14 protein-coding genes are annotated in these 20,361 nt (G+C 40.5%); 11 read left to right on the top strand and 3 right to left on the bottom strand.

The genetic code is table 11. The features are described 5' to 3' along the window. Positions 1-138 precede the first annotated feature (138 nt). Positions 139-1,590 carry a 16S rRNA (cytosine(1407)-C(5))-methyltransferase RsmF gene (gene rsmF, locus P20652_RS03195; protein WP_008171563.1) on the bottom strand — a complete coding sequence of 484 codons (1,452 nt, stop codon included), beginning with the start codon at positions 1,588-1,590 and terminating at the stop codon, positions 139-141. 265 nt (positions 1,591-1,855) lie between these two features. Between rsmF and P20652_RS03200 the strand changes: the two genes are divergently transcribed. The 8 genes from P20652_RS03200 (at position 1,856) to P20652_RS03235 (ending at position 15,605) form a co-directional block, all read left to right on the top strand. Next, entirely contained in the window at positions 1,856-2,542 is a 687-nt protein-coding gene (locus P20652_RS03200; protein ID WP_007582477.1) for a GntR family transcriptional regulator, read from the top strand. 267 nt (positions 2,543-2,809) lie between these two features. Beyond that, complete coding sequence (gene prpB, locus P20652_RS03205) at positions 2,810-3,688, top strand: methylisocitrate lyase (protein ID WP_008171561.1); 879 nt, start codon at positions 2,810-2,812, stop codon at positions 3,686-3,688. A gap of 305 nt (positions 3,689-3,993) precedes the next feature. Further along, complete coding sequence (gene prpC / locus P20652_RS03210) at positions 3,994-5,118, top strand: 2-methylcitrate synthase (protein WP_008171559.1); 1,125 nt, start codon at positions 3,994-3,996, stop codon at positions 5,116-5,118. A 124-nt stretch (positions 5,119-5,242) separates the two neighbouring features. Then, a complete protein-coding gene (gene acnD / locus P20652_RS03215; protein WP_033017939.1) occupies positions 5,243-7,852 on the top strand; it encodes a Fe/S-dependent 2-methylisocitrate dehydratase AcnD in 2,610 nt (869 codons plus the stop codon). Positions 7,853-7,866: 14 nt separating this feature from the next. Continuing rightward, positions 7,867-9,036, top strand: coding sequence for a 2-methylaconitate cis-trans isomerase PrpF (gene prpF, locus P20652_RS03220; protein ID WP_008171554.1), 1,170 nt, complete (start codon positions 7,867-7,869; stop codon positions 9,034-9,036). 486 nt (positions 9,037-9,522) lie between these two features. Further along, positions 9,523-12,561 carry a hypothetical protein gene (locus P20652_RS03225; protein ID WP_008171553.1) on the top strand — a complete coding sequence of 1,013 codons (3,039 nt, stop codon included), beginning with the start codon at positions 9,523-9,525 and terminating at the stop codon, positions 12,559-12,561. A gap of 80 nt (positions 12,562-12,641) precedes the next feature. After that, on the top strand, positions 12,642-13,715 hold the full coding sequence (locus P20652_RS03230) for a hypothetical protein (RefSeq protein ID WP_008171551.1): 1,074 nt from the start codon (positions 12,642-12,644) through the stop codon (positions 13,713-13,715). 9 nt (positions 13,716-13,724) lie between these two features. Then, positions 13,725-15,605, top strand: a complete 1,881-nt coding sequence (locus P20652_RS03235) for a hypothetical protein (protein WP_008171550.1) — start codon at positions 13,725-13,727, stop codon at positions 15,603-15,605. 60 nt (positions 15,606-15,665) lie between these two features. Here the strand turns inward: P20652_RS03235 and glp are convergent, their stop codons facing one another. After that, a complete protein-coding gene (glp, locus tag P20652_RS03240) occupies positions 15,666-16,883 on the bottom strand; it encodes a gephyrin-like molybdotransferase Glp (protein ID WP_008171547.1) in 1,218 nt (405 codons plus the stop codon). Positions 16,884-16,928: 45 nt separating this feature from the next. Here glp and modA point away from each other — a divergent pair, with 45 nt between their 5' ends. From modA to P20652_RS03255, 3 genes are read left to right on the top strand one after another with little or no spacing between them, the layout of a single operon-like run. After that, entirely contained in the window at positions 16,929-17,681 is a 753-nt protein-coding gene (modA, locus tag P20652_RS03245) for a molybdate ABC transporter substrate-binding protein (protein WP_008171544.1), read from the top strand. Then, positions 17,668-18,345, top strand: coding sequence for a molybdate ABC transporter permease subunit (gene modB / locus P20652_RS03250; protein WP_008171542.1), 678 nt, complete (start codon positions 17,668-17,670; stop codon positions 18,343-18,345). Before modA ends, modB begins: the two co-directional genes overlap by 14 nt. A 1-nt stretch (position 18,346) precedes the next feature. Next, complete coding sequence (locus P20652_RS03255; protein WP_008171540.1) at positions 18,347-19,375, top strand: ATP-binding cassette domain-containing protein; 1,029 nt, start codon at positions 18,347-18,349, stop codon at positions 19,373-19,375. Between the two features lie 64 nt (positions 19,376-19,439). Here P20652_RS03255 and P20652_RS03260 read toward each other — a convergent pair whose 3' ends face one another. Beyond that, entirely contained in the window at positions 19,440-20,198 is a 759-nt protein-coding gene (locus tag P20652_RS03260; protein WP_008171538.1) for a molybdopterin-synthase adenylyltransferase MoeB, read from the bottom strand. Positions 20,199-20,361: the final 163 nt, after the last annotated feature.

The following is a 20,361-nucleotide window of genomic DNA, read 5'->3' as shown; positions in this document are numbered from 1 at the left end:
ACTTTCTGGATTCTTAGGGAGAAGAAGAAAGTAGTTTAACTATAGTAAAGCTTTTAAAAGATGCATAACTAATTTTTCCATTTGGTTACATTTGATAACAAAGGATTAGATAAATTGTTCTGTTTTTTGTTCATTAGTTTAAACCCAGCTTATTAACTGCGTATTTTGCACTAAATCTCGCGGTAGTGAATTTTTGATCTTATTTTTTTGCCATTTACCCAGACCAATAGGGCAGCCACACAGCGTTAATACCACTTCACCTATTGTTTGAGTTGCCTCAGTTAAGCGTATATCTTTACCTTGAAAATAATCATTTGCTTGCTCGTTATTTAAAGCAAATACATTGTTTTTACACTCATTGCCAAATACGGTTGCAAATTCGTGGGTTAGCCTCACGCCATTTTTATGAATAATGCCAATTTGAATACCTAAGCGTGCATATTTAATTTTGTTTTGTACGGCTTCAAACCCTTGTGGAAATAACCACAGTTCTTTATCGCGCTGCATTAAGTTGCCAGGCAGGTTAGTTAACCCAAAGTGCTTTTTAAGCGATTGCATAAACGCGACGCTTTGCTTTTTATCAAACTCGTTAAACGGGAATGCACCTTTTTTAACTGTTTGATTTGGGTTGTTGCAACTTGCGTGCTTTTTAAATTTAGCAATAAAAAAGCCTTCGCTGTCGAATGTTTGCGGCCATACATGCAAATAGCCTTCACTTGTGGTGGCTTTGCTTGCACCTTCAAATAAATCACTGAGTGACTCAGGCGCTATATAGTCGCCAAATTCACTGAGTAAATAATCGCACACTTGCTGGTTTTCGAGTGGGGTAAGTGTGCAGGTTGAATACACTAACGTGCCCCCTGGCTTTAGCGCGTAAAATGCGCTTTTAATTAAGTCTTTTTGTACTTGAGCTATTTGTATGTTTGATTCTATTGACCAATTTTTTAGTGCGTCGGCATCTTTACGTACTGTGCCTTCGCCAGAGCAGGGCGCGTCTAGCAATATACTATCAAAGCATTCAAACATGTAGTTGCCAAATATAATGCCATCAAAGTGCGAGAGCGCACAGTTACCAACCCCCATACGTTTGAGTGTTGCGCTAAGTACTTTTAGGCGCGACGACGAAAGCTCGTTTGCAACCAGTACGCCTTGGTTATTCATAAGTGCAGCAAGTTGTGATGTTTTAGAACCTGGCGCTGATGCCATATCAAGCACGGTGTTATTTTGAGGGTCTGCTAGTTCAATACTTTGTTTTAATGCTATAGGTGGCAGCATTGAACTTGCCTCTTGTACGTACATAGCACCGCTTAGGTGTAAGTCGGTATTACCAAGGGCTAGGTTTTGTTCTTCATCGTTTGGGCGCTCTAACCAAAAGCCTTCACTGCACCATGGGATTGGGATTAGCAGCCAATTTTTTTCGGTGGCACGTTTTATAAATTCTTCAATGCTAATTTTTAAAGTATTAACGCGGATAGATTTTCTGAGCGGCCTGCGACACGCATTTAAAAAGTCATCTAAGTTTAGATGCGCTGGTAAATAGGTTTTTACGTCATCAATAAAGTGCTCAGGAATAAAAGTGTTGGCGTTCACGCGTTAGCTCATACTATAAAAATAAAGCGCGATAATAGCATTTATATAACGCATTTTCAGCGCTTAAAAACGTAACATCTGATTTATTGCTATGTCGACACTTTGTTGTTTTACTCTATTTTAAAGGTGATTTTATGCGACTTTAGGTTAATAGTGTCGACAATGAGCGTATTTTTTAGCCATTTTAATAGGTTTAAGGGTTGACATGATTTTTTAATAAGCCCATAGTAACGACATTAATTGTCGACAATCTAAAAAATAACTTATGACACACACCTTTTTAAACGAAGCGCCTATAACTACCGCATCAGATCAAGTATTTGTAGATATGCGCCGTGAGATTGTTGAAGGCAGTATAGTTCAAGGCAGTAAAATATCAGAGCCTGAGCTTGCCAAACGTTATGGTGTAAGCCGTGCAACGCTTAGAGAGGCGTTAAATCGCCTAGAAAGTTGCTACCTTGTTGAGCGTAAAGCTAACGTAGGTTGCCGCGTAGTTGCCCTTACCGCTGAGCGTTTGATTGAAGTTTATCAAGTTCGCAGTTCACTTGAAGGTTTGGCATGTAGGCTTGCTGCCGACAATATGGAACCCGAAGAAGTAAAAGGCTTAAAGCAATTACTTAATCAGCACCTACAAACACAACGTGTTAAAGAGGGAGAGTCTTATTATCAAGAAGCCGGCGATTTAGATTTTCATTACCGTATTATTCAAGGCAGTAAAAACGCGCATTTAATTCATTTACTGTGTAATGAGCTTTATCAATTAATACGCATGTACCGTGTACAAATGGGCATGGTGGGGCCGCGTGTATCAAAAGCGTTTGATGAGCATTTAGCGATTATTAACGCCATTGAAAACCACGATGGCGAGCTGGCCGAAATGCTCATGAAGCGTCATATCAGTGCATCGCAAGCAAATATTCAAACCAAATTTGATGTATACCAATCAATATGAGTATTCGAACAATTTAACGGATTAAATCGCTCCGTAACGTCGTTAAAAATTTTTTATTTAGAACCACTAAACATAAAAATTATTGCCTAGTTACAGAACGATTTTCTTATCGTTAAATAGACCTCATACGCATACAGATTGATATTATTCGCAAAAAGCAGAAGCTGTTAAAAGTTAAAAGCTAGCAAGAGCAGTTAAACAGTCACAATTACAGATTAAAACTATAAGTTACTCCACGTAGCAACCGTTCAAAGTGAGGATAAAGTAATGTCAGCAGGATTAAAATTTAAACACGCTATTGCCAATAACCGCCCGTTACAAGTGGTTGGTACTATTAACGCCTACACAGCGATGATGGCAGAAAAAATGGGCCACCAAGCTATTTACCTCTCAGGTGCGGGTGTTGCAAACGCCTCGTTTGGTATGCCTGACTTGGGTATGACCAGCCTTGATAATGTGCTTGAAGATATTCGTCGTATTACCGGTGCAAGCGATTTACCGCTACTTGTTGATGCAGATACAGGTTGGGGTGGGGCGTTTAACATTGCACGCACAGTAAAAGAAATGACTAAAGCCGGTGCGGCGGGTTTTCATATTGAAGACCAAGTAGCGCAAAAGCGCTGTGGTCATCGTCCTAATAAAGAAATTGTAAGCCAAGGTGAAATGGTTGACCGCATTAAAGCGGCGGTTGATGCAAAAACCGATAATGATTTTTATATTATGGCACGCACCGATGCCTTTCAAAAAGAAGGATTAAACGCTGCTATTGACCGCGCAGCTGCCTGTGTTGAAGCCGGTGCTGACGCTATTTTTGCAGAAGCCGTGCACGACCTTGCTGATTACCAAGCATTTGCAAAAGCGATTAATGTTCCAATTTTGGCAAACATTACTGAATTTGGCCAAACACCTATTTACACAAAAGAGCAGCTAAGTGATGTAGGCGTTGAAATGGTGCTTTACCCACTAAGTGCATTTAGAGCTATGAACAAAGCGGCACTAAACGTGTATTCAGCAATTTTAAATGAAGGCTCGCAACAAAGCCAAATTGAGAATATGCAAACGCGTTCTGAGCTTTACGACTTTTTAGATTACCACACGTACGAGAACACACTCGATACCCTTTTTTCATCAAAATCTGACAAATAATAATTTGGGCGTATTAATCTTTAATGGTTGAATTTGCAGCAGTGTGTTTGGTTTTTAGGCAAGGCAGAGCTTATGAAGTGTGGTTATTCCACATAAATAGGCGATAACGCAGCATAAAGACCAAACATGCGCTGCCCCTTAGGTTCTTTCTAGGGACGATTATCTCTTTGTTGCTCGGTTTTTACTTAGTCCACTAGGTTACAAACTTCGCGCCGCGATTTAATCGCCCCTAGATTGAACAAATTTCAATCTATAAAGTTCAATGCGCCCAACAATCACACACAAATTATAGATAGGAGAAGATCATGGTAGATAAAGCATTAGGCGGCGCGGGTTTACGCGGGCAAGTGGCTGGTCAAACAGCATTGTGTACTGTTGGACAAAGTGGCTCGGGTTTAACGTATTGTGGTTACGATATTAGCGAACTTGCCGAAAAAGCGCAGTTTGAAGAAGTGTCTTTTTTACTCTCTCGTGGTGAGTTACCTACAACAAGCGAATTGGCCGAGTACAAAGCAAAGTTAAAAAGCTTACGTGGATTACCAGATGCACTTAAAACCGTGCTTGAAAATATACCTAAAGATGCGCACCCAATGGATGTAATGCGTACAGGTTGCTCTATGTTGGGTAACCTTGAAATGGAGCTTGATTTTAGCCAAGCTAATGATGCAATCGACCGTATGGTTGCTGTGTTCCCAAGTATTATTTGTTACTGGTACCGCTTTACACATGATGGCGTACGCATTGAAACACAAACAGATGACGACTCTGTTGGCGCACATTTTTTAACACTGTTACATGACAAAGCACCTAGCGAGTTATTTGCACAAGTGATGAATGTATCGCTAATTTTATACGCAGAGCACGAGTTTAATGCCTCTACCTTTACGGGTCGCGTATGTGCATCAACTTTATCTGATATTCATTCTTGTGTAACAGGGGCTATTGGTACGTTACGTGGGCCATTACATGGTGGCGCTAACGAAGCGGCAATGGATATGATTCAAGGTTTTACAAGTGCGGAACATGCTGAGCAAGAAGTAATGGGCATGCTTGAACGTAAAGATAAAATTATGGGCTTTGGCCACGCGATTTATCGCGAGAGTGATCCGCGTAATGTAATTATTAAAAAATGGTCTGAAAAACTAGCGGCAGAGGTCGGCGATACTGTGCTTTACCCTGTGTCTGTTCGTTGTGAAGAAATAATGTGGCGCGAGAAAAAACTGTTTTGTAATGCTGATTTTTTCCATGCATCGGCTTATCACTTTATGGATATTCCGACTAAATTATTTACGCCAATATTTGTAATGAGCCGTGTTACGGGTTGGACTGCGCATGTAAAAGAGCAACGCGCTAACAACCGTATTATTCGTCCAAGTGCCGATTATACAGGGCCTGATGCACGTAGTTACACACCAATAGAGTCACGTTAAAAAATAGGTGAGCACACATGTGCTCACTTTTTTATTACACATAGCCACTAGCGAGCAGCTTTTCTCATACTTTTCATTAAATACGCTAGTGAGCAAACGCCGTCACCAAATTAGCGAGTTTACCATGACCATAATTAATAATACCCAATACCGTAAACCTCTACCGGGCTCAAATGTCGACTATTACGATACGCAAGAAGCCGTAGATGCAATTAAGCCAGGTGCATACGCCACGCTACCTTATTCATCACGTGTATTTGCCGAAAACTTAGTACGCCGATGCGACCCTGCCATGTTAACTGATGCACTTAATCAGCTAATTGAGCGCAAACAAGATTTAGATTTTCCGTGGTATCCGGCGCGGGTAGTGTGCCACGATATTTTAGGGCAAACAGCGCTTGTTGATTTAGCTGGGCTGCGTGATGCAATTGCAGCCAAAGGCGGCGACCCGGCAAAAGTGAATCCTGTGGTACCCACACAGCTAATTGTTGATCACTCACTAGCGGTAGAGCATGCGGGATTTGATCCTGACGCGTTTGAAAAAAATCGCGCCATTGAAGATAGACGCAATGACGACCGTTTTCATTTTATAAATTGGACTAAAACTGCCTTTAAAAACATTGACGTTATTCCACCGGGTAACGGCATTATGCATCAAATTAACCTTGAAAAAATGTCGCCGGTTATTCAAAACCGAGATGGCATTGCATTCCCCGATACATTAGTAGGTACCGACAGCCACACGCCACATGTTGATGCGCTAGGTGTTATTGCAGTGGGCGTAGGTGGGCTTGAAGCTGAAAGCGTTATGCTTGGTCGCGCTTCGTATATGCGTTTGCCAGATATTGTCGGTGTTGAGCTAACAGGTAAGCGCCAACCGGGTATTACCGCTACCGATATTGTGCTGGCTATTACTGAATTTTTACGCGATCAGCGTGTGGTATCTGCTTATTTAGAGTTTTATGGCGAAGGCGCTGATGCACTAACGCTTGGTGACCGAGCGACTATTTCGAATATGACACCAGAATTTGGTGCTACTGCTGCCATGTTTTACATTGACGAAATGACTATAGATTACTTGCGTTTAACAGGTCGTGAAGAAGAGCAAATTGCACTGGTAGAAAACTACGCAAAAACAGCAGGCCTTTGGAGCGATAGCTTAAAAACAGCTAAATACGAGCGTGTACTTAGATTTGATTTATCAAGTGTGGGGCGCAATATTGCAGGGCCATCTAATCCGCACCGCCGTGTATCAACAAGCGATTTAGCTAAAGAGGGTATTTCGGGCGTTGTTGAAAACGAAGAAGGCTTAATGCCCGATGGCGCGTGTATTATTGCTGCCATTACTAGCTGTACTAATACGAGCAACCCGCGCAATGTGATTGCCGCAGCACTCCTTGCCCGTAACGCAAATGCAAAAGGGTTAACACGTAAGCCGTGGGTTAAAACCTCATTAGCACCGGGTTCTAAAGCGGTTCAATCGTACCTTGAGGAAGCTAACTTACTAACTGAACTTGAGCAACTGGGTTTTGGTATTGTTGGTTTTGCCTGTACTACGTGTAATGGCATGAGTGGTGCACTTGACCCTGTTATTCAAAAAGAAGTAATCGATCGCGATTTATACGCTACGGCTGTACTTTCGGGTAATCGTAACTTTGACGGGCGTATTCATCCATATGCTAAGCAAGCTTTTTTAGCGTCGCCTCCTTTAGTTGTTGCTTACGCGATTGCCGGTACTATTCGGTTTGATATTGAAAAAGATGTTTTAGGGCAAGATCAGCAAGGTAACGACATTACACTTAAAGATTTATGGCCATCTGATGAAGAAATAGATGCAGTCGTTAAGCAAAGCGTTAAGCCTGAACAATTTAGAAAAGTGTACGAACCCATGTTTAACTTAACCGTAGATTACGGTGAAGATAACGATCCGCTTTACCAGTGGCGCCCACAAAGTACGTATATTCGTCGCCCTCCTTATTGGGAAGGTGCACTTGCGGGTGAGCGAACAATGACCGGGATGCGTGCGCTTGCAGTTCTTGGCGATAACATTACAACGGATCATTTATCGCCTTCAAACGCGATTATGGCAAGCAGTGCAGCTGGCGAATACCTAACCAAAATGAACGTCCCAGAGGAAGATTACAACTCGTACGCAACGCATCGAGGCGATCATTTAACAGCGCAGCGCGCAACCTTTGCAAACCCAAAACTGTTAAATGAAATGGTAGTTGATGAAAAAGGCGAGATTATTCAAGGATCGTTTACCCGATTAGAGCCGCAAGGCACCAACACACGCATGTGGGAAGCAATCGAAGCGTACATGGAGCGTAAACAACCACTTATTATTGTAGCCGGAGCCGATTACGGGCAAGGTTCGTCGCGCGATTGGGCTGCAAAGGGCGTAAGACTTGCAGGTGTTGAAGTTATTGCAGCCGAAGGGTTTGAGCGTATCCATCGAACTAACTTAGTGGGTATGGGTGTATTGCCACTTGAATTTAAAGCGGGTACAACCCGTAAAACGCTCAAACTTGATGGTAGTGAAAGTTACGACGTAACAGGCAAGCCAACGCCGGGTTGTACGCTTAATTTGTCTATCACCCGTAAAAATGGCGAAGTGTTAAATGTACCCATGAAGTGTCGTATAGATACCCAAGAAGAGCTATCTATTTATGGCGCTGGTGGTGTATTACAGCGCTTTGCTCAAGACTTTTTAGAAGCCACTAAAACAGCATAAGGGAAAAGTTATTTATGTTTAAACCGCAAATTAAAATACCTGCAACCTATATGCGTGGCGGCACCAGTAAAGGGGTGTTTTTTAATTTAACTGACTTGCCAAAGTCGGCTCAAGTAGCAGGCGAGGCGCGCGATAATCTATTACTGCGTGTTATTGGTAGCCCCGATCCTTATGCTAAGCAAACAGATGGGATGGGCGGTGCTACATCAAGCACCAGTAAAACTGTAATTTTAAGTAAAAGTGGGCAAGCTGACCACGATGTAGACTACTTGTTTGGTCAGGTGGCGATTGATAAACCCTTTGTTGATTGGAGCGGTAACTGCGGCAATTTAACATCAGCAGTGGGGGCTTTTGCCATTAGTCATGGTTTGGTCGATAAAAGCAGAGTACCCGATAACGGTGTTGCTATTGTGCGCGTGTGGCAGGCTAATATTAAAAAAAGTATATTAGTGCATGTCCCCATGACAAATGGCGAAGTACAAGAAACCGGTGACTTTGAGCTCGATGGCGTTACTTTTGCTGCAGCTGAAGTAAAACTTGAATTTATGGACCCTGCAGATGGCGATGGCGCGTTATTTCCAACAGGTAACGTAGTTGATGACCTGGCAGTCCCAGGCGTTGGTACGCTAAAGGCTACGATGATAAACGCAGGTATACCTACCATATTTATTAATGCTGAAGATATTGGTTATACCGGTACGGAGCTGCAAGACGATATTAATAACGATGACTCTGCGCTTGAAAAGCTTGAAACTATTCGTGCTTACGGCGCTGTTAAAATGGGTTTAATTACTGATATTAGTCAAGCGAAAACTCGCCAGCATACACCTAAAGTTGCGTTTGTTGCAGCGCCGTTAGATTACAATGCGTCGAGCGGTAAGCTTATTGAGGCTGCCAGCATTAATTTACTCGTGCGCGCTATGTCGATGGGTAAACTACACCACGCCATGATGGGCACAGCTGCCGTTGCTATTGGCACTGCCGCTGCTATTGAAGGTACGCTGGTTAATATAGCTGCAGGGGGAGGTACGTTAAGTGAGGTTAACTTTGGTCATCCGTCTGGTACTTTATTGGTAGGCGCAGAAGCTAAAAATATTGCAGGTAACTGGCAAGTTACCAAAGCAAGCATGAGCCGAAGTGCGCGTGTATTAATGGAAGGCGTTGTTAGGGTTCCTCGCAAATAATTCAACCAGACGCATAATCACCCAACATTAGTTGAGTAAAGGTTTCTAAACGTTTACTCAACTAAGGTAAAATCAGCTAATCCTCTTTATAAACAATCCTTTTTTACTAATTTTTGATGTAATTCCTTTTTTTGATGTTGATCCATCGCATTTACTTGAAGAATATAATTAACAAACTAAAATTAAATGTAATATTCATTTAATAATGTGAATATATTGTATACCGAGGTGCTGTTTCTTTATGAGTGTCTACAGGTTATTGAACAATAGAGATGCCAATAAAGAAGTAGCTCGTAAAATAAATATAAATACCTCTATTAAATGTATAAATATGTAGCATACCTATACAGCTTAATGGTATTTTAATGTTCTGGTAACAAAGGTTATGATTATGTACTTTTTTGATTTTTTTAAACAAAAAACTGCATAAACCACTATCAACTAAACTAATTTCTGATACTCATCCGGGCTATCAAGGAGAAATAAATGGCACAGCGTATGATAAAATTTACACCTATTGCAGCTTCAGTTGCACTTACATTAGGCTTAACAGCTTGTGGTTCGGACAATGACAGAAATATTCCTGTTACTCCGGTAGAATCTTTTACTGCAACGGGTGATGCGCAATTTAACATTGAAGTTACTGGTAAAGCAGTTAAAGGTTCAATGAAAAACGCAGTAGTAACGGTTATGACTTTGGATGCATCTGGTCAAACGGTTCCTGTTGCATTTCGCTCAGCAGCTTCAGCAGAAGCTGAGTCTTTTTCTGAAGAAGCATTATCACAAGATGCTGCAGATGCGGCAATAGAAGCAAGTAAAATTGCTGCTAACCCTGAAGTACTAACTGATGAAAGCGGCCGTTACAGCATCTACTTAGACGATGACTTTACTGGACCTGTGTACATTACAGTTAAAACTTTAGCAGAAGGCGATGAGAGTTACTTACGTTGTGATGCTTATTTAGGTTGTGGCGATTACGATGTAGCGCCAGAAGAAGATGACGAAAATGATGGCGATACAGCTATTGAATTTGGTGAATGGTACAAAACAGACTTAGAGCTTTCTGTTGTTAAATTTATTCCTGCTGTTGAAGCAGATACATCTGGTGCAAGTGGTTCTGCAGGTGATCCAAACGTATTGCGTTCACTTAGAGCAAATGCAACATTTTTAACAAGCCTAGTTTCGCAACTTTTAATTGATTCAGGCGAAGGCGTGGATGAAGCAGGTATTGCAAGCTCAAGTGTTGATGTGATTGTTCAAGTATTCGGTCAAGAAACTGCGCTTTTACTTTCGTCTTTACTGGGTGATGTTTCAAACGGCGGAGCAGTTGACTTATCTGATGTTGATGGTGAAGAAATGCTAGATGATGGCATTTTATCGTTAACTCAAGTTGCTTCATCTATTCAAGGTCTTGCTGATATTAACGGCAACATGGCGAAGCTAATTGCTGGTATTAAAGCTGGTAAGGTAACAGGTAGCGACGATGCAGATATTGCAGCATTAGCAACCGCGTTACAGCAAGCTGTAACAAACACAGCAAACATATTTTTCGCTATTGCTACTGGTGATGAAGATGCGATTGAAGCGGCCCTTATTGCAGCGTTTGCTGTAAATAACCCAAATGCCACTGACGCTGAAAAAACAGCCTTTGCTGCACAGTCAAAAGGTATTGCTAAAAAAGCAAAAGCTGCAAAAGATAAAGCGGTTAAAAATGGCGCAGCAAGTGATGCTGGCTTAGCTAAAGCAGCTGAAAAAGCAAGAAAAGCACTTGAAAAAATTGGTTGTACAGATGACTGTACAGTTGGTGATGGTTTCTACATGCAACTTGCTTCTAAAGTAACCGCAGCAGTTACAGTAGCAGAAGCTGAACTTGCTTCAATTCAAGCTGCAGTTACAACTGCTCAAGATGATCTAGCTGATGTGCAAGCATTAGGTGGTGATACAGTAGTTGATGCAGATACCGCTGTTGCGTTTGCAAATGCTGTTGCTTTACTTGTAAATGAAGCTGAAGTAGCCGATTTAGCAAGCAAGTCAAATACATTGCTTGTTCAATCTCAAGGTTTAGTATCTGTAGCTACATTGCTTGTTTCAAACAGCAATACTTATTTACAAATTTTAGACGATGCGAAAGCATTAGTAACAGGTTCTTCTACTGAAATAGATAAAGTTGCTGATTTTAATGCAGAATTAGCATTACTTGTTACTGCTGCAGAAGAAGCACTTGTACAATTTGATGCACAAGTTGCAGCAGCTGCTGCATTTGCAATAGAAACTAATGAACTAGCTGTTATAGCTGAAGCTGCTGCAATGACTGCTGAAGCAGCTTCAACGTCAGCGCTTTCTGCTGCTGAAGATGCAATGGTAGATAATGCTCAAAATGCTGCTGCTGCGCTAGTTCTTGCAGACGTTGCAATTGTTGCTGCTTCTGACTTTGCTGCAAGTGTTGATGTTTTAGAAGTTGCTATAGCACAAGCATTAGCCGCTGCACAAGCTTACTTAGCGCTTGATGCTGAAAGTGCAGGTGCACAAGAGCTAATTGATGCGGCAGAAGCAATGGCTGTAACAGCAGCTGCTAAAGCAGAACTTGCATCAGAACAGTTTGCTACAGCATACGCTTTACAACTAACAGCTCAAGACGCTGTTGCTAAGTTTGAAGTACTTGTTTCAGTGAAAGCTGCGTCAGAGTCGCTAGCGATGATGACTGTGCTTACTAACACAGGTGGCCAAGCAGTTATCGACGCAGCAGACGTTTTAGCGGATGTTGTTAGCGAACTTGCTGACATGGGTAATTCTGGTGAGGGTACGTCTACTCGTCAACCTAACTGGACTTACGCATACAGCTTAGATGACCTTACGCTTATGCTTAACAATGCTACAACGGGTGAAATGATCAGCGCTGCTGCATCTTACCAAGGTGAGCAATTAGTAGTTGCTTGGGGCGCTACGTTAGTTGGCGGTGATGCAACTGTTACGCTAATGACTGCAGATTCGCAAGCAGACGCACTTACAGATTGTGTTGATTTTGCTGCCGGTACTATTGACGAGACTCAAATTGATTCTTGTTTAATATTTACGTTTGACGGTGCTGTTGATGAAAATACAATTGATAACGCTGTGATTCTTAACACAGAAACTTACAACCATGTAGAAATTATGGATGGTGATTCAGGTTTCATGGGTATGCTTAGTGTAACAGCTGATGACACGACTGACATGGGTACAGTTACACTTGAAGGTATGTCTGGCGATGTAGACTTTAAAGTAATGGGCATGGTTGACGGTAGCGGTGTTGAAGATTCAGGTACGCTTGAAGTGATGGTTAAAGGTGACGCAGCAATGGGTTACACATTATCTCTTATGGGTGCTGAATCTACTGGTTACACTGGTGATGTGAAAGCTATGTACAATGATATGATGATGTCGTTTGGTACTGCTACTAAAGTGACTAACGGTCTTTCAGTTACTTATATCGATGGTGATGTTGTTGATTACGTTGATGTTGATTTAATCGACGCAAGTAAGTAATTTTAAACTATTAAAGGGAAAAGCCGAGCGCTTTTCCCTTTTTTTATAGAAAGCGATTAAATTATGAAAAAAAAATTCTATTGTTAGGATTTTCATCAGCTCTTATTTCTCCACTTGCTTCTGCAGATAACCCATTTCAAATATTCACTCATTTTGACTCAGAAATTTATACCGAAGCACAGCCAGTTCAAGCTTTTGTAGATGATTTTGATGCGCCACTTACATCGGGCGATAGTGCATTTACCTATAATATATTTGAGGTAGGTGTAGGCTATGGTAATTTTAAAATAGGTTTACAAAGTCGTTTTGACTACGTACTTAATTTTGATCCTGATACAGCCAAATATACTCATACCGAAAAAAATGATTTAGCGTTTGAAGATCGATTTTATACCTATTATTTAGATGCTAAACAAGCAACTTCTAATGGTGCATTTATATCTTATGACTTTAAATTTTTAGATAAAAATGCACTAACAATAACACCTAAACTTTCTGTTTTTGCAAGCTCGCACTATCAGGATGCAACAGTTAATGGTGAAATTTTTAGTGATGAAGTTGAAGGGGCAGTAACTGTTGATTATAACTTTTCAAAAGACATTTTATTTAAAAAATTCACACCTTCACAGAAACCAGAAGGCTTAGGTTATAGCCTTGATATTTTTGCTGATTGGCAAGTAAACGATGAGTTACAAGTTGGTTTTAGCGTAAAAGATTTACTCTATAAAACACAGTATGAAGACAGTGGCTCTGTAAAAGGCCAAACGACTGAAATTCCATTTAGCGAAGACAACAACGGCGATATTATTACTCAGCCAACGGTTTCATTAAAAACATCTGCATTTGGAAATACGGTATCTCATGATTTTGAAATGGAAATGCGACTACAAGCATTTGCCAACTACAGAATAAACGATCGTTTTTCAACTCAATTGACTTTAAAGCGTTACGACAAAGATACGTTTAGTCAATTAAAAGGGCGTATTCACTTTTGGGATCATTGGAAGGTACAAGCAGGCTACGAAGCAAAAAGTGAAGCCTTTTTAGTGGGTATAGAAAACGAATATTTTGGTCTTAATTTACAAACTGATAGCTTAGATTTAGATAAAGCTTATTATGCCAATGTGAATTGGTACATGAACATTAAGTTTTAAGGAATGAAGATGTTAAAACAAATTATACCTTTAGGGGTCGCTATAGCATTGGTAGGTTGTGGTTCTTCATCCGATAGTGACAGTTCAGGATCTGTTGCAGTGAGTGAAATTTCAACATCTTCTTCTGTAAATTTTTATGTATCTAATTGGCAATCACCGCAAGGCACGCTGAATGTTTTAAATAGCGATGGTGTGGTGCAAGAATCAATTGAAGTCGACAATATTAATACAGTTAGTGTAAGTGTAACCCCGCTTACTTTTAATAGCTTTGAGTTTATTCCTAGTGATACACGGCTACCTTGTCCACGATTTACGGGCTGTGGCAGAACACTGCGTGGTGATGTGAATGACTTAAATGGAAATCGTTTAATTGATTTCCAAGAAACAACAACAGTTATTCTAAATTACAAAGCAAATGGATTTAGCGCGCCGGGTGTAAATAAAGTTTATCTCTCGCCATTGAGCAAAGCAATTACTGACGAGGGATATAGTGCTGCACAAGCTAGTTTAGCAGCTACGCCTTTTTATTATTTAACGCACAGTAATTTAAATACAAATGTTGAAGCTGAAATGGTGACTAATGCCTTCACGTATGCTGCAATTTTAGCGGGTGTAGCTGATAGTACGTTTAGTGTTGAAAGTGCTTTTAACGCTTTTACTAACTCAGAGGCTGACCAGCAGGCATGGGCAGATTACAGTGATTTAGCAGCACAATATGTTACCGATAACTTATTTAGCGATCAGGGCAATGCACTACTTAAAAATGTTGTGGGTCAAGTTAAGCAAACTATTGCAAGTGTCACTACATTTACAAACTGGCAAGCTCGCTCTACTGAGGTTCAAAGCTTAGACTCAAGAGAATTACTTGTAGATACACGTAATATAATTGGTGTTGCTAGGCTACAAGAAAAAAGTTACTCAGATGAATTGGATGTAAAATTTGCTGAGTTAGAAGGTGCATTTGATGAAGAAACTCAATTAACACTCAATGCACTGAGTAATGCACTTAATGAAGTGATTACAAATTATTCGCCTCTTGCCGAGGGTTCTACACCAGCAGGGCAGTATAAGCTTCGTGATTTAGATATCGATTATAGTCAATCACCATTTACGTGGGCAATTACAGGCACATATGATGATTTACCTATAACAATTGACTTATCAATTCCAACGTTCAGAGTAAGTGGTGTATTAGGTAATAAAATTGAAGGTGTAATGAGTGCAACCGTTACAAACGGTGCTACGGTATTAAACGTTGATGTAAGTGAATTATTAATTCAATTTGATGGCATTGAAAACATTAGTGAATTAAACCCAGAAGCCGATACAGGTATTGCACAGATAACGACGAATGTAACTATTAATAAAGCATCGGGTAAGCTTGAAGGTGATTTATCACTAAACCTGAATCGTTTTGTTAACTCATTAGGTGAAGTGTCTACTACGTTATCTACTTTTGATTTTAATGGCGTTTACGCAAGTGATATTCAAAGTACTGCGTTTCACATTACTGCGATTGAGTCTTCGCCATTTATCGGTGAAGATAATGATAATTTAGCTTTTACTTTTGAGCTGGATTTTCCTTTAAGTGGGGCGAGCGATTTTAAGTTTGCTTATGTTGGTGATGTTGAAAAATTATCAGAACTTACTTCTACAGATATATTTGTTAGCATAAAAAACCGTGGATTGGATTTACGTATTCGTGATGTAAATAGCAACATTAACTTAATTGCGAAAGGCGAAAATGGACGCTGGTTAGATGTGAAACAAAGCGGCCGAAATTATAGTGGCGGGTTGTATTTTGGTGATACTAAAATAGCAGACGTTACAGCTGTGCGCGGTATACCAGGTGTTATATTTCCAAATGGTGAGTTTGAATCATTATTTTAATTAGCGTTTAGTTTTGGTTAGTAAAAGCCCAACTGTGTTGGGCTTTTTTTTGAGGTGAAATTATAACAACTCAATACTTACCGTTGCACCTTTTTCGATATTGCCGCTTTGTGCTGGCACTACAATTAAGCAGTTCGCTTTACTCAGCGACGAAAGCACACCCGAGCCCTGTTTATTAAACGGGGCAACCATCAAGTCACCTTGCTCGTTAATTGATGCTGTACCGCGTTGAAAGTCGGCTCTTCCTGGGCGCTTTTTAATAACGGATGTAGTAACAGCGTTAAAACGCATTTTAGGGTTTACTTCACCAAGACCCGACAGCTTTTGCAGTGCAGGCTCTACTAACTGATTAAACGTCACTGCAGCCGATACAGGGTTACCTGGCAAGCCAAAAAAGTAGCTGTTACTTAGTTTACCAAAGGCAAAAGGTTTGCCTGGCTTCATAGCTATTTTCCAAAAGTGAATTTCACCAATTTCGTTGAGTACTTCTTTAGTAAAGTCAGCTTCACCAACCGATACACCACCTGAGCTTATTACGGCATCGGCGAGTTCGTTCGCTTTTAAAAATGCATTGGTGATGAGTTCTTTGTCATCGGGGATTATTCCTAAATCAAGCACGTCGATATTTTTTTGTTGCAGCGCACTAATAATGACAGCGCGGTTACTTTCAAAAATAGCACCTTGTTTAAGCGGCTGCCCAGGTTCAATAAGTTCGTCACCGGTAGAAAGCACGGCTATTTTTAAGGTTCTTACCACGTCTATATTGGCAATTCCTAAAGATGCAAGTAACCCCACATCAACGGCTTTTAATTTATCACCTGCTTTTAAAATAATATCGTCGATTGCAATATCTTCGCCAGCAAAACGCACGTTTTCATTTAGTTCTGGTTGCGCGCTAAACGTAATTTTATCGCCATCAACCGAGGCGTTTTCTTGCATTACAACGCCGTTAGCGCCGGGTGCAATGGCAGCGCCGGTCATTATTCTTACGCATTGACCTGGGGTCAGTGTGCCTTCAAAAACTTGACCTGCAAACACGCTACCTACTTGTGTATAGGTTAAGCTTTTGTCTGAAATACATAGCGCATAGCCATCCATTGCAGAGTTGTTATGAGCTGGCACGTTTATAGTTGATTTTACATCGCTTGCTAAAACGCGATCAACGCTTTGCATTATTGAGATGGTTTCAACGTCTTTAATAGGCGTTATTGTGCTCAGTATATTGTGTATTGCAGTTTCAATTGGCAATAAACCGGGTGCATTGCAAACATCGTTCATATATATTGCTTACTTAAATCATTTTATTTTGAAACAATACTTATAATGTCAAAGCTTTACAATACATGGTTGGGTTATTTTTTGCTTATGTCATCCATACTTTCGTGCAGCGTAAACGCAAAAGAAACGCTGCAAGTAGCCGTGGCGAGTAATTTTAAAACGGTATTGGAAACCCTACTAAAAAAATCTCCATTACCTAATGTTGACGTGAAAATGTCGGCTGCTTCTAGCGGTGTTTTATATTCACAAATAGTCCATGGTGCGCCATTTGATGTGTTTTTATCTGCCGACGATTTTCGCCCACAATCCCTTATTAAAGAAGGTTATGCAGAGCAAAGTAGTTTAATTACTTACGCGTTAGGCGAACTTGCTTTGTGGCAACCAAAAGCTGAAAAAGTAAATGATAAAGTTGCCATTGCTAATCCGCGTTTTTCACCTTACGGGCGTGCCTCAGAGCACTACGCGAATAACCATTTTAAAAAGCCAGTAAATTATGTGTATGGAAATAACATTACGCATGCGTTTCAGTTTGTGCAAAGTGGTAATGTTGGAGTAGGGCTGGTGGCTGTTTCATCACTAAAAGCAGCGTACAGTAACACGCAAAATAAAAAGTATTTAGACTATACTGTGCTGCCTTCAGATCAATACCCCGATATAATTCAACAAGGCGTTATTATTAGCTCGACTAAAAAGAGTGCTAGCGCCAAGCAACTCATGCAATTTTTAATGGCAGAGGCTACGCAGCAGCAGTTAATTGAATTAGGTTACAGAATAAAGGACAACAATGCTTCAAAGTGATTTAACCGCGCTGTGGTTAACGATTAAACTTGCCTTTATAACCGCAGTGCTCCTTCTTGTTTTTTGTATTCCTGTGGCTTACAAGCTCGCGGGCTATAACGGTAAATTTAAACCATTTTTAGAGGCATTAATTGCGATGCCTTTAGTACTACCGCCTACGTTATTAGGGTTTTATTTACTTGTTATGTTTTCGCCTGATCACGCTTTTGGGCAGTTTTGGTTTTGGCTAACCGGCACGCAGCTTGCGTTTAGTTTTCAGGGGGTGGTTATTGGTTCGCTTTTTTATTCACTGCCTTTTGTAATGCAGCCGCTTGTAGCAGGGTTTAAACATATTAATCAAACCTATAACGAAGCGGCCATTGCGCTTGGGTTAAGCCCGTTTAAACGCTTTGTGCATTTAATTATCCCCCTTTTAAAACCCAGTATTGGTAGCGCGTTTGCTTTAGGGTTTGCCCATACATTGGGTGAGTTTGGTTTGGTATTAATGATTGGTGGTAATATTCAGGGGCAAACGCAAGTGGTGTCTATCGCGCTTTACGACCATGTTGAGTCGTTAAATTATGCAGCGGCGCATCAGCTTTCACTTATTTTACTGGCTATTTCGTTTGCTTGTTTGGTGCTGTTATTTAAGTTTAATAAAAGCATTATAGGGGTTAAGCAGTAACATGATTAAGTTAAGCCTTTTTAAAGCACTCAATAATTTTGATTTAGATATAAACCTTGAGCTTGAGTCGTTTAATGTTTTGGGTGTTTACGGACCTTCCGGTTCGGGTAAATCAACATTACTGCGCTGTATTAGCGGTTTAGAGCCTGCAAAAAGTGTGTATATAAACAATCAAGCAGTGCATCAGCTTGCAAGCGATAAGCGCGGTATAACGCTTCAGTTGCAATCGTGCCCGTTGTTTCCTCATTTAGATGTGGCAGGTAATTTAGCGTTTACACAAAAACACTGTGCCAACAAACAAACCAGCTTAACGTTACAATACGTTGTTGAAACGCTTGAATTAGATGATTTACTAAATCGTGATATACAAAGCTTATCGGGCGGTGAGCGTCAACGTGTAGTATTTGCGCGCACTTTGCTTGCCGGTCAAAAATTTATAATGCTTGATGAGCCTTTTAGCGCGCTTGATTGGTCGCTGCGCTTTAAAACGCTAACTAAACTTAGCGAGTTTGCAGTTAAGTTTAATATTAAATTTATAATAGTAAGTCACTCATTAAAAGAGCTGCTATTTTGCTGCGATACCCTTATTCAGCTAGATAAAGGCAAGGTGATAAACCAAGGTGCGAGTGCTCACGTTGCAAAAGCTATTTATGCAAACGATAGGCAAACACCGCTGAGCTTAATTAATTACGATGTGGTTAAATTTGATGAGAGCTATGGGCTATATCAACTGCAATTACAGCAAAGTAACCAGCCGCTTTTTGTGCTTCCTGCACTTGTAGATAGCAGTAATAAGCTAATTATTGAAAGTGAGCAACTGTCGTTTAGTGCGTTAAATCCTGAGAAAACAACGCACAGTAATGTTTTAAAGTCGGTATTAACTCAGGCTGAGTTTATTAATAATAACTGGCAGTTAACGCTTAATGTAGATGGGCAAACGTTGTATTGCTTGGTATCTAGGCGAGTGTGGGACAAAAACGACTTTAAAGTGGGCGATATACTGTATACAACAATCCATAATTTAGAATAGTGATTTAACGAATTAAATCACCCCATATTTAAGCAGGTTGGCTTTACAAAGTTTGGTGTGCATATTAAATGCTGCACACCGGGCATTGACTATTTTTGGCTATTTTAAAACGATTAAATTCCATGCTTAAACCATCCACCAGCAATAAGTGTTCGTTTAAGCCTCCTGGCAAACCTGCAAGCATTTTTAGCGCTTCAGTAGCCTGAATACTGCCTATTAGCCCCACAATAGGAGAGAGCACACCGGATTCTGAGCAGCTTTGTGTTTGCTCGCTAAAAAACTGCGATAAACAGCCATAACAGTGGCTGTTTTCATCCATAGTAAAACACGCGACTTGTCCTTCCATACGTATTGCCGAGCCTGACACCAGTGGAACTTTAGCGTTAAAACAGGCGCTATTAAGTGCATTGCGCGTTGTTAGGTTATCTGAGCAATCAATTACTATATCAATGTTTTTAAGTAGTGAGCTGTTACACATATCGGTATTAAAAAATGCTTCCACAGTATTTATGTCTATTTCACTATTAAGCGCGTTGAGTTGTTTTTTAGCCGCGATACATTTTGAGCTACCAATATCACTTTCTTTATACAGTATTTGCCTTTGCAGGTTGGTCACGTCTATTTCATCGTTATCAACTAAGGTAAGTGTCCCAACGCCAGATGCCGCTAAGTATTGACTTACCGCACACCCAAGCCCACCTACACCAATAATTAAAGCATGCGATTGCCACAGTCGCTCTTGTCCGTCTATATCAAGCTGCGGGAGCATAATGTGTCGAGAATAGCGTAGTTGTTGTTGGTAAGTTAGTGGTGGTTTTTGCATTTTTTAGCTTCTCATACTTTTTTTGAACAATACCAATTTGTTAAATCCAAGCGCAAGTAGTCACGCTTTTTATTTGCACTCCAACAGCTCAGAGCTCATCACTTATATAGTGCAACTATAACGTATTAAAATATAAAAAACACATAACCAATTGAATTAATGG

It is taken from the genome of Pseudoalteromonas sp. BSi20652, from assembly GCF_000239855.1.
Classification (GTDB): Bacteria; Pseudomonadota; Gammaproteobacteria; order Enterobacterales; family Alteromonadaceae; genus Pseudoalteromonas.
Note: the sequence above shows the minus strand (reverse complement) of the source record. Positions and strands in the feature narration are given on the sequence as shown.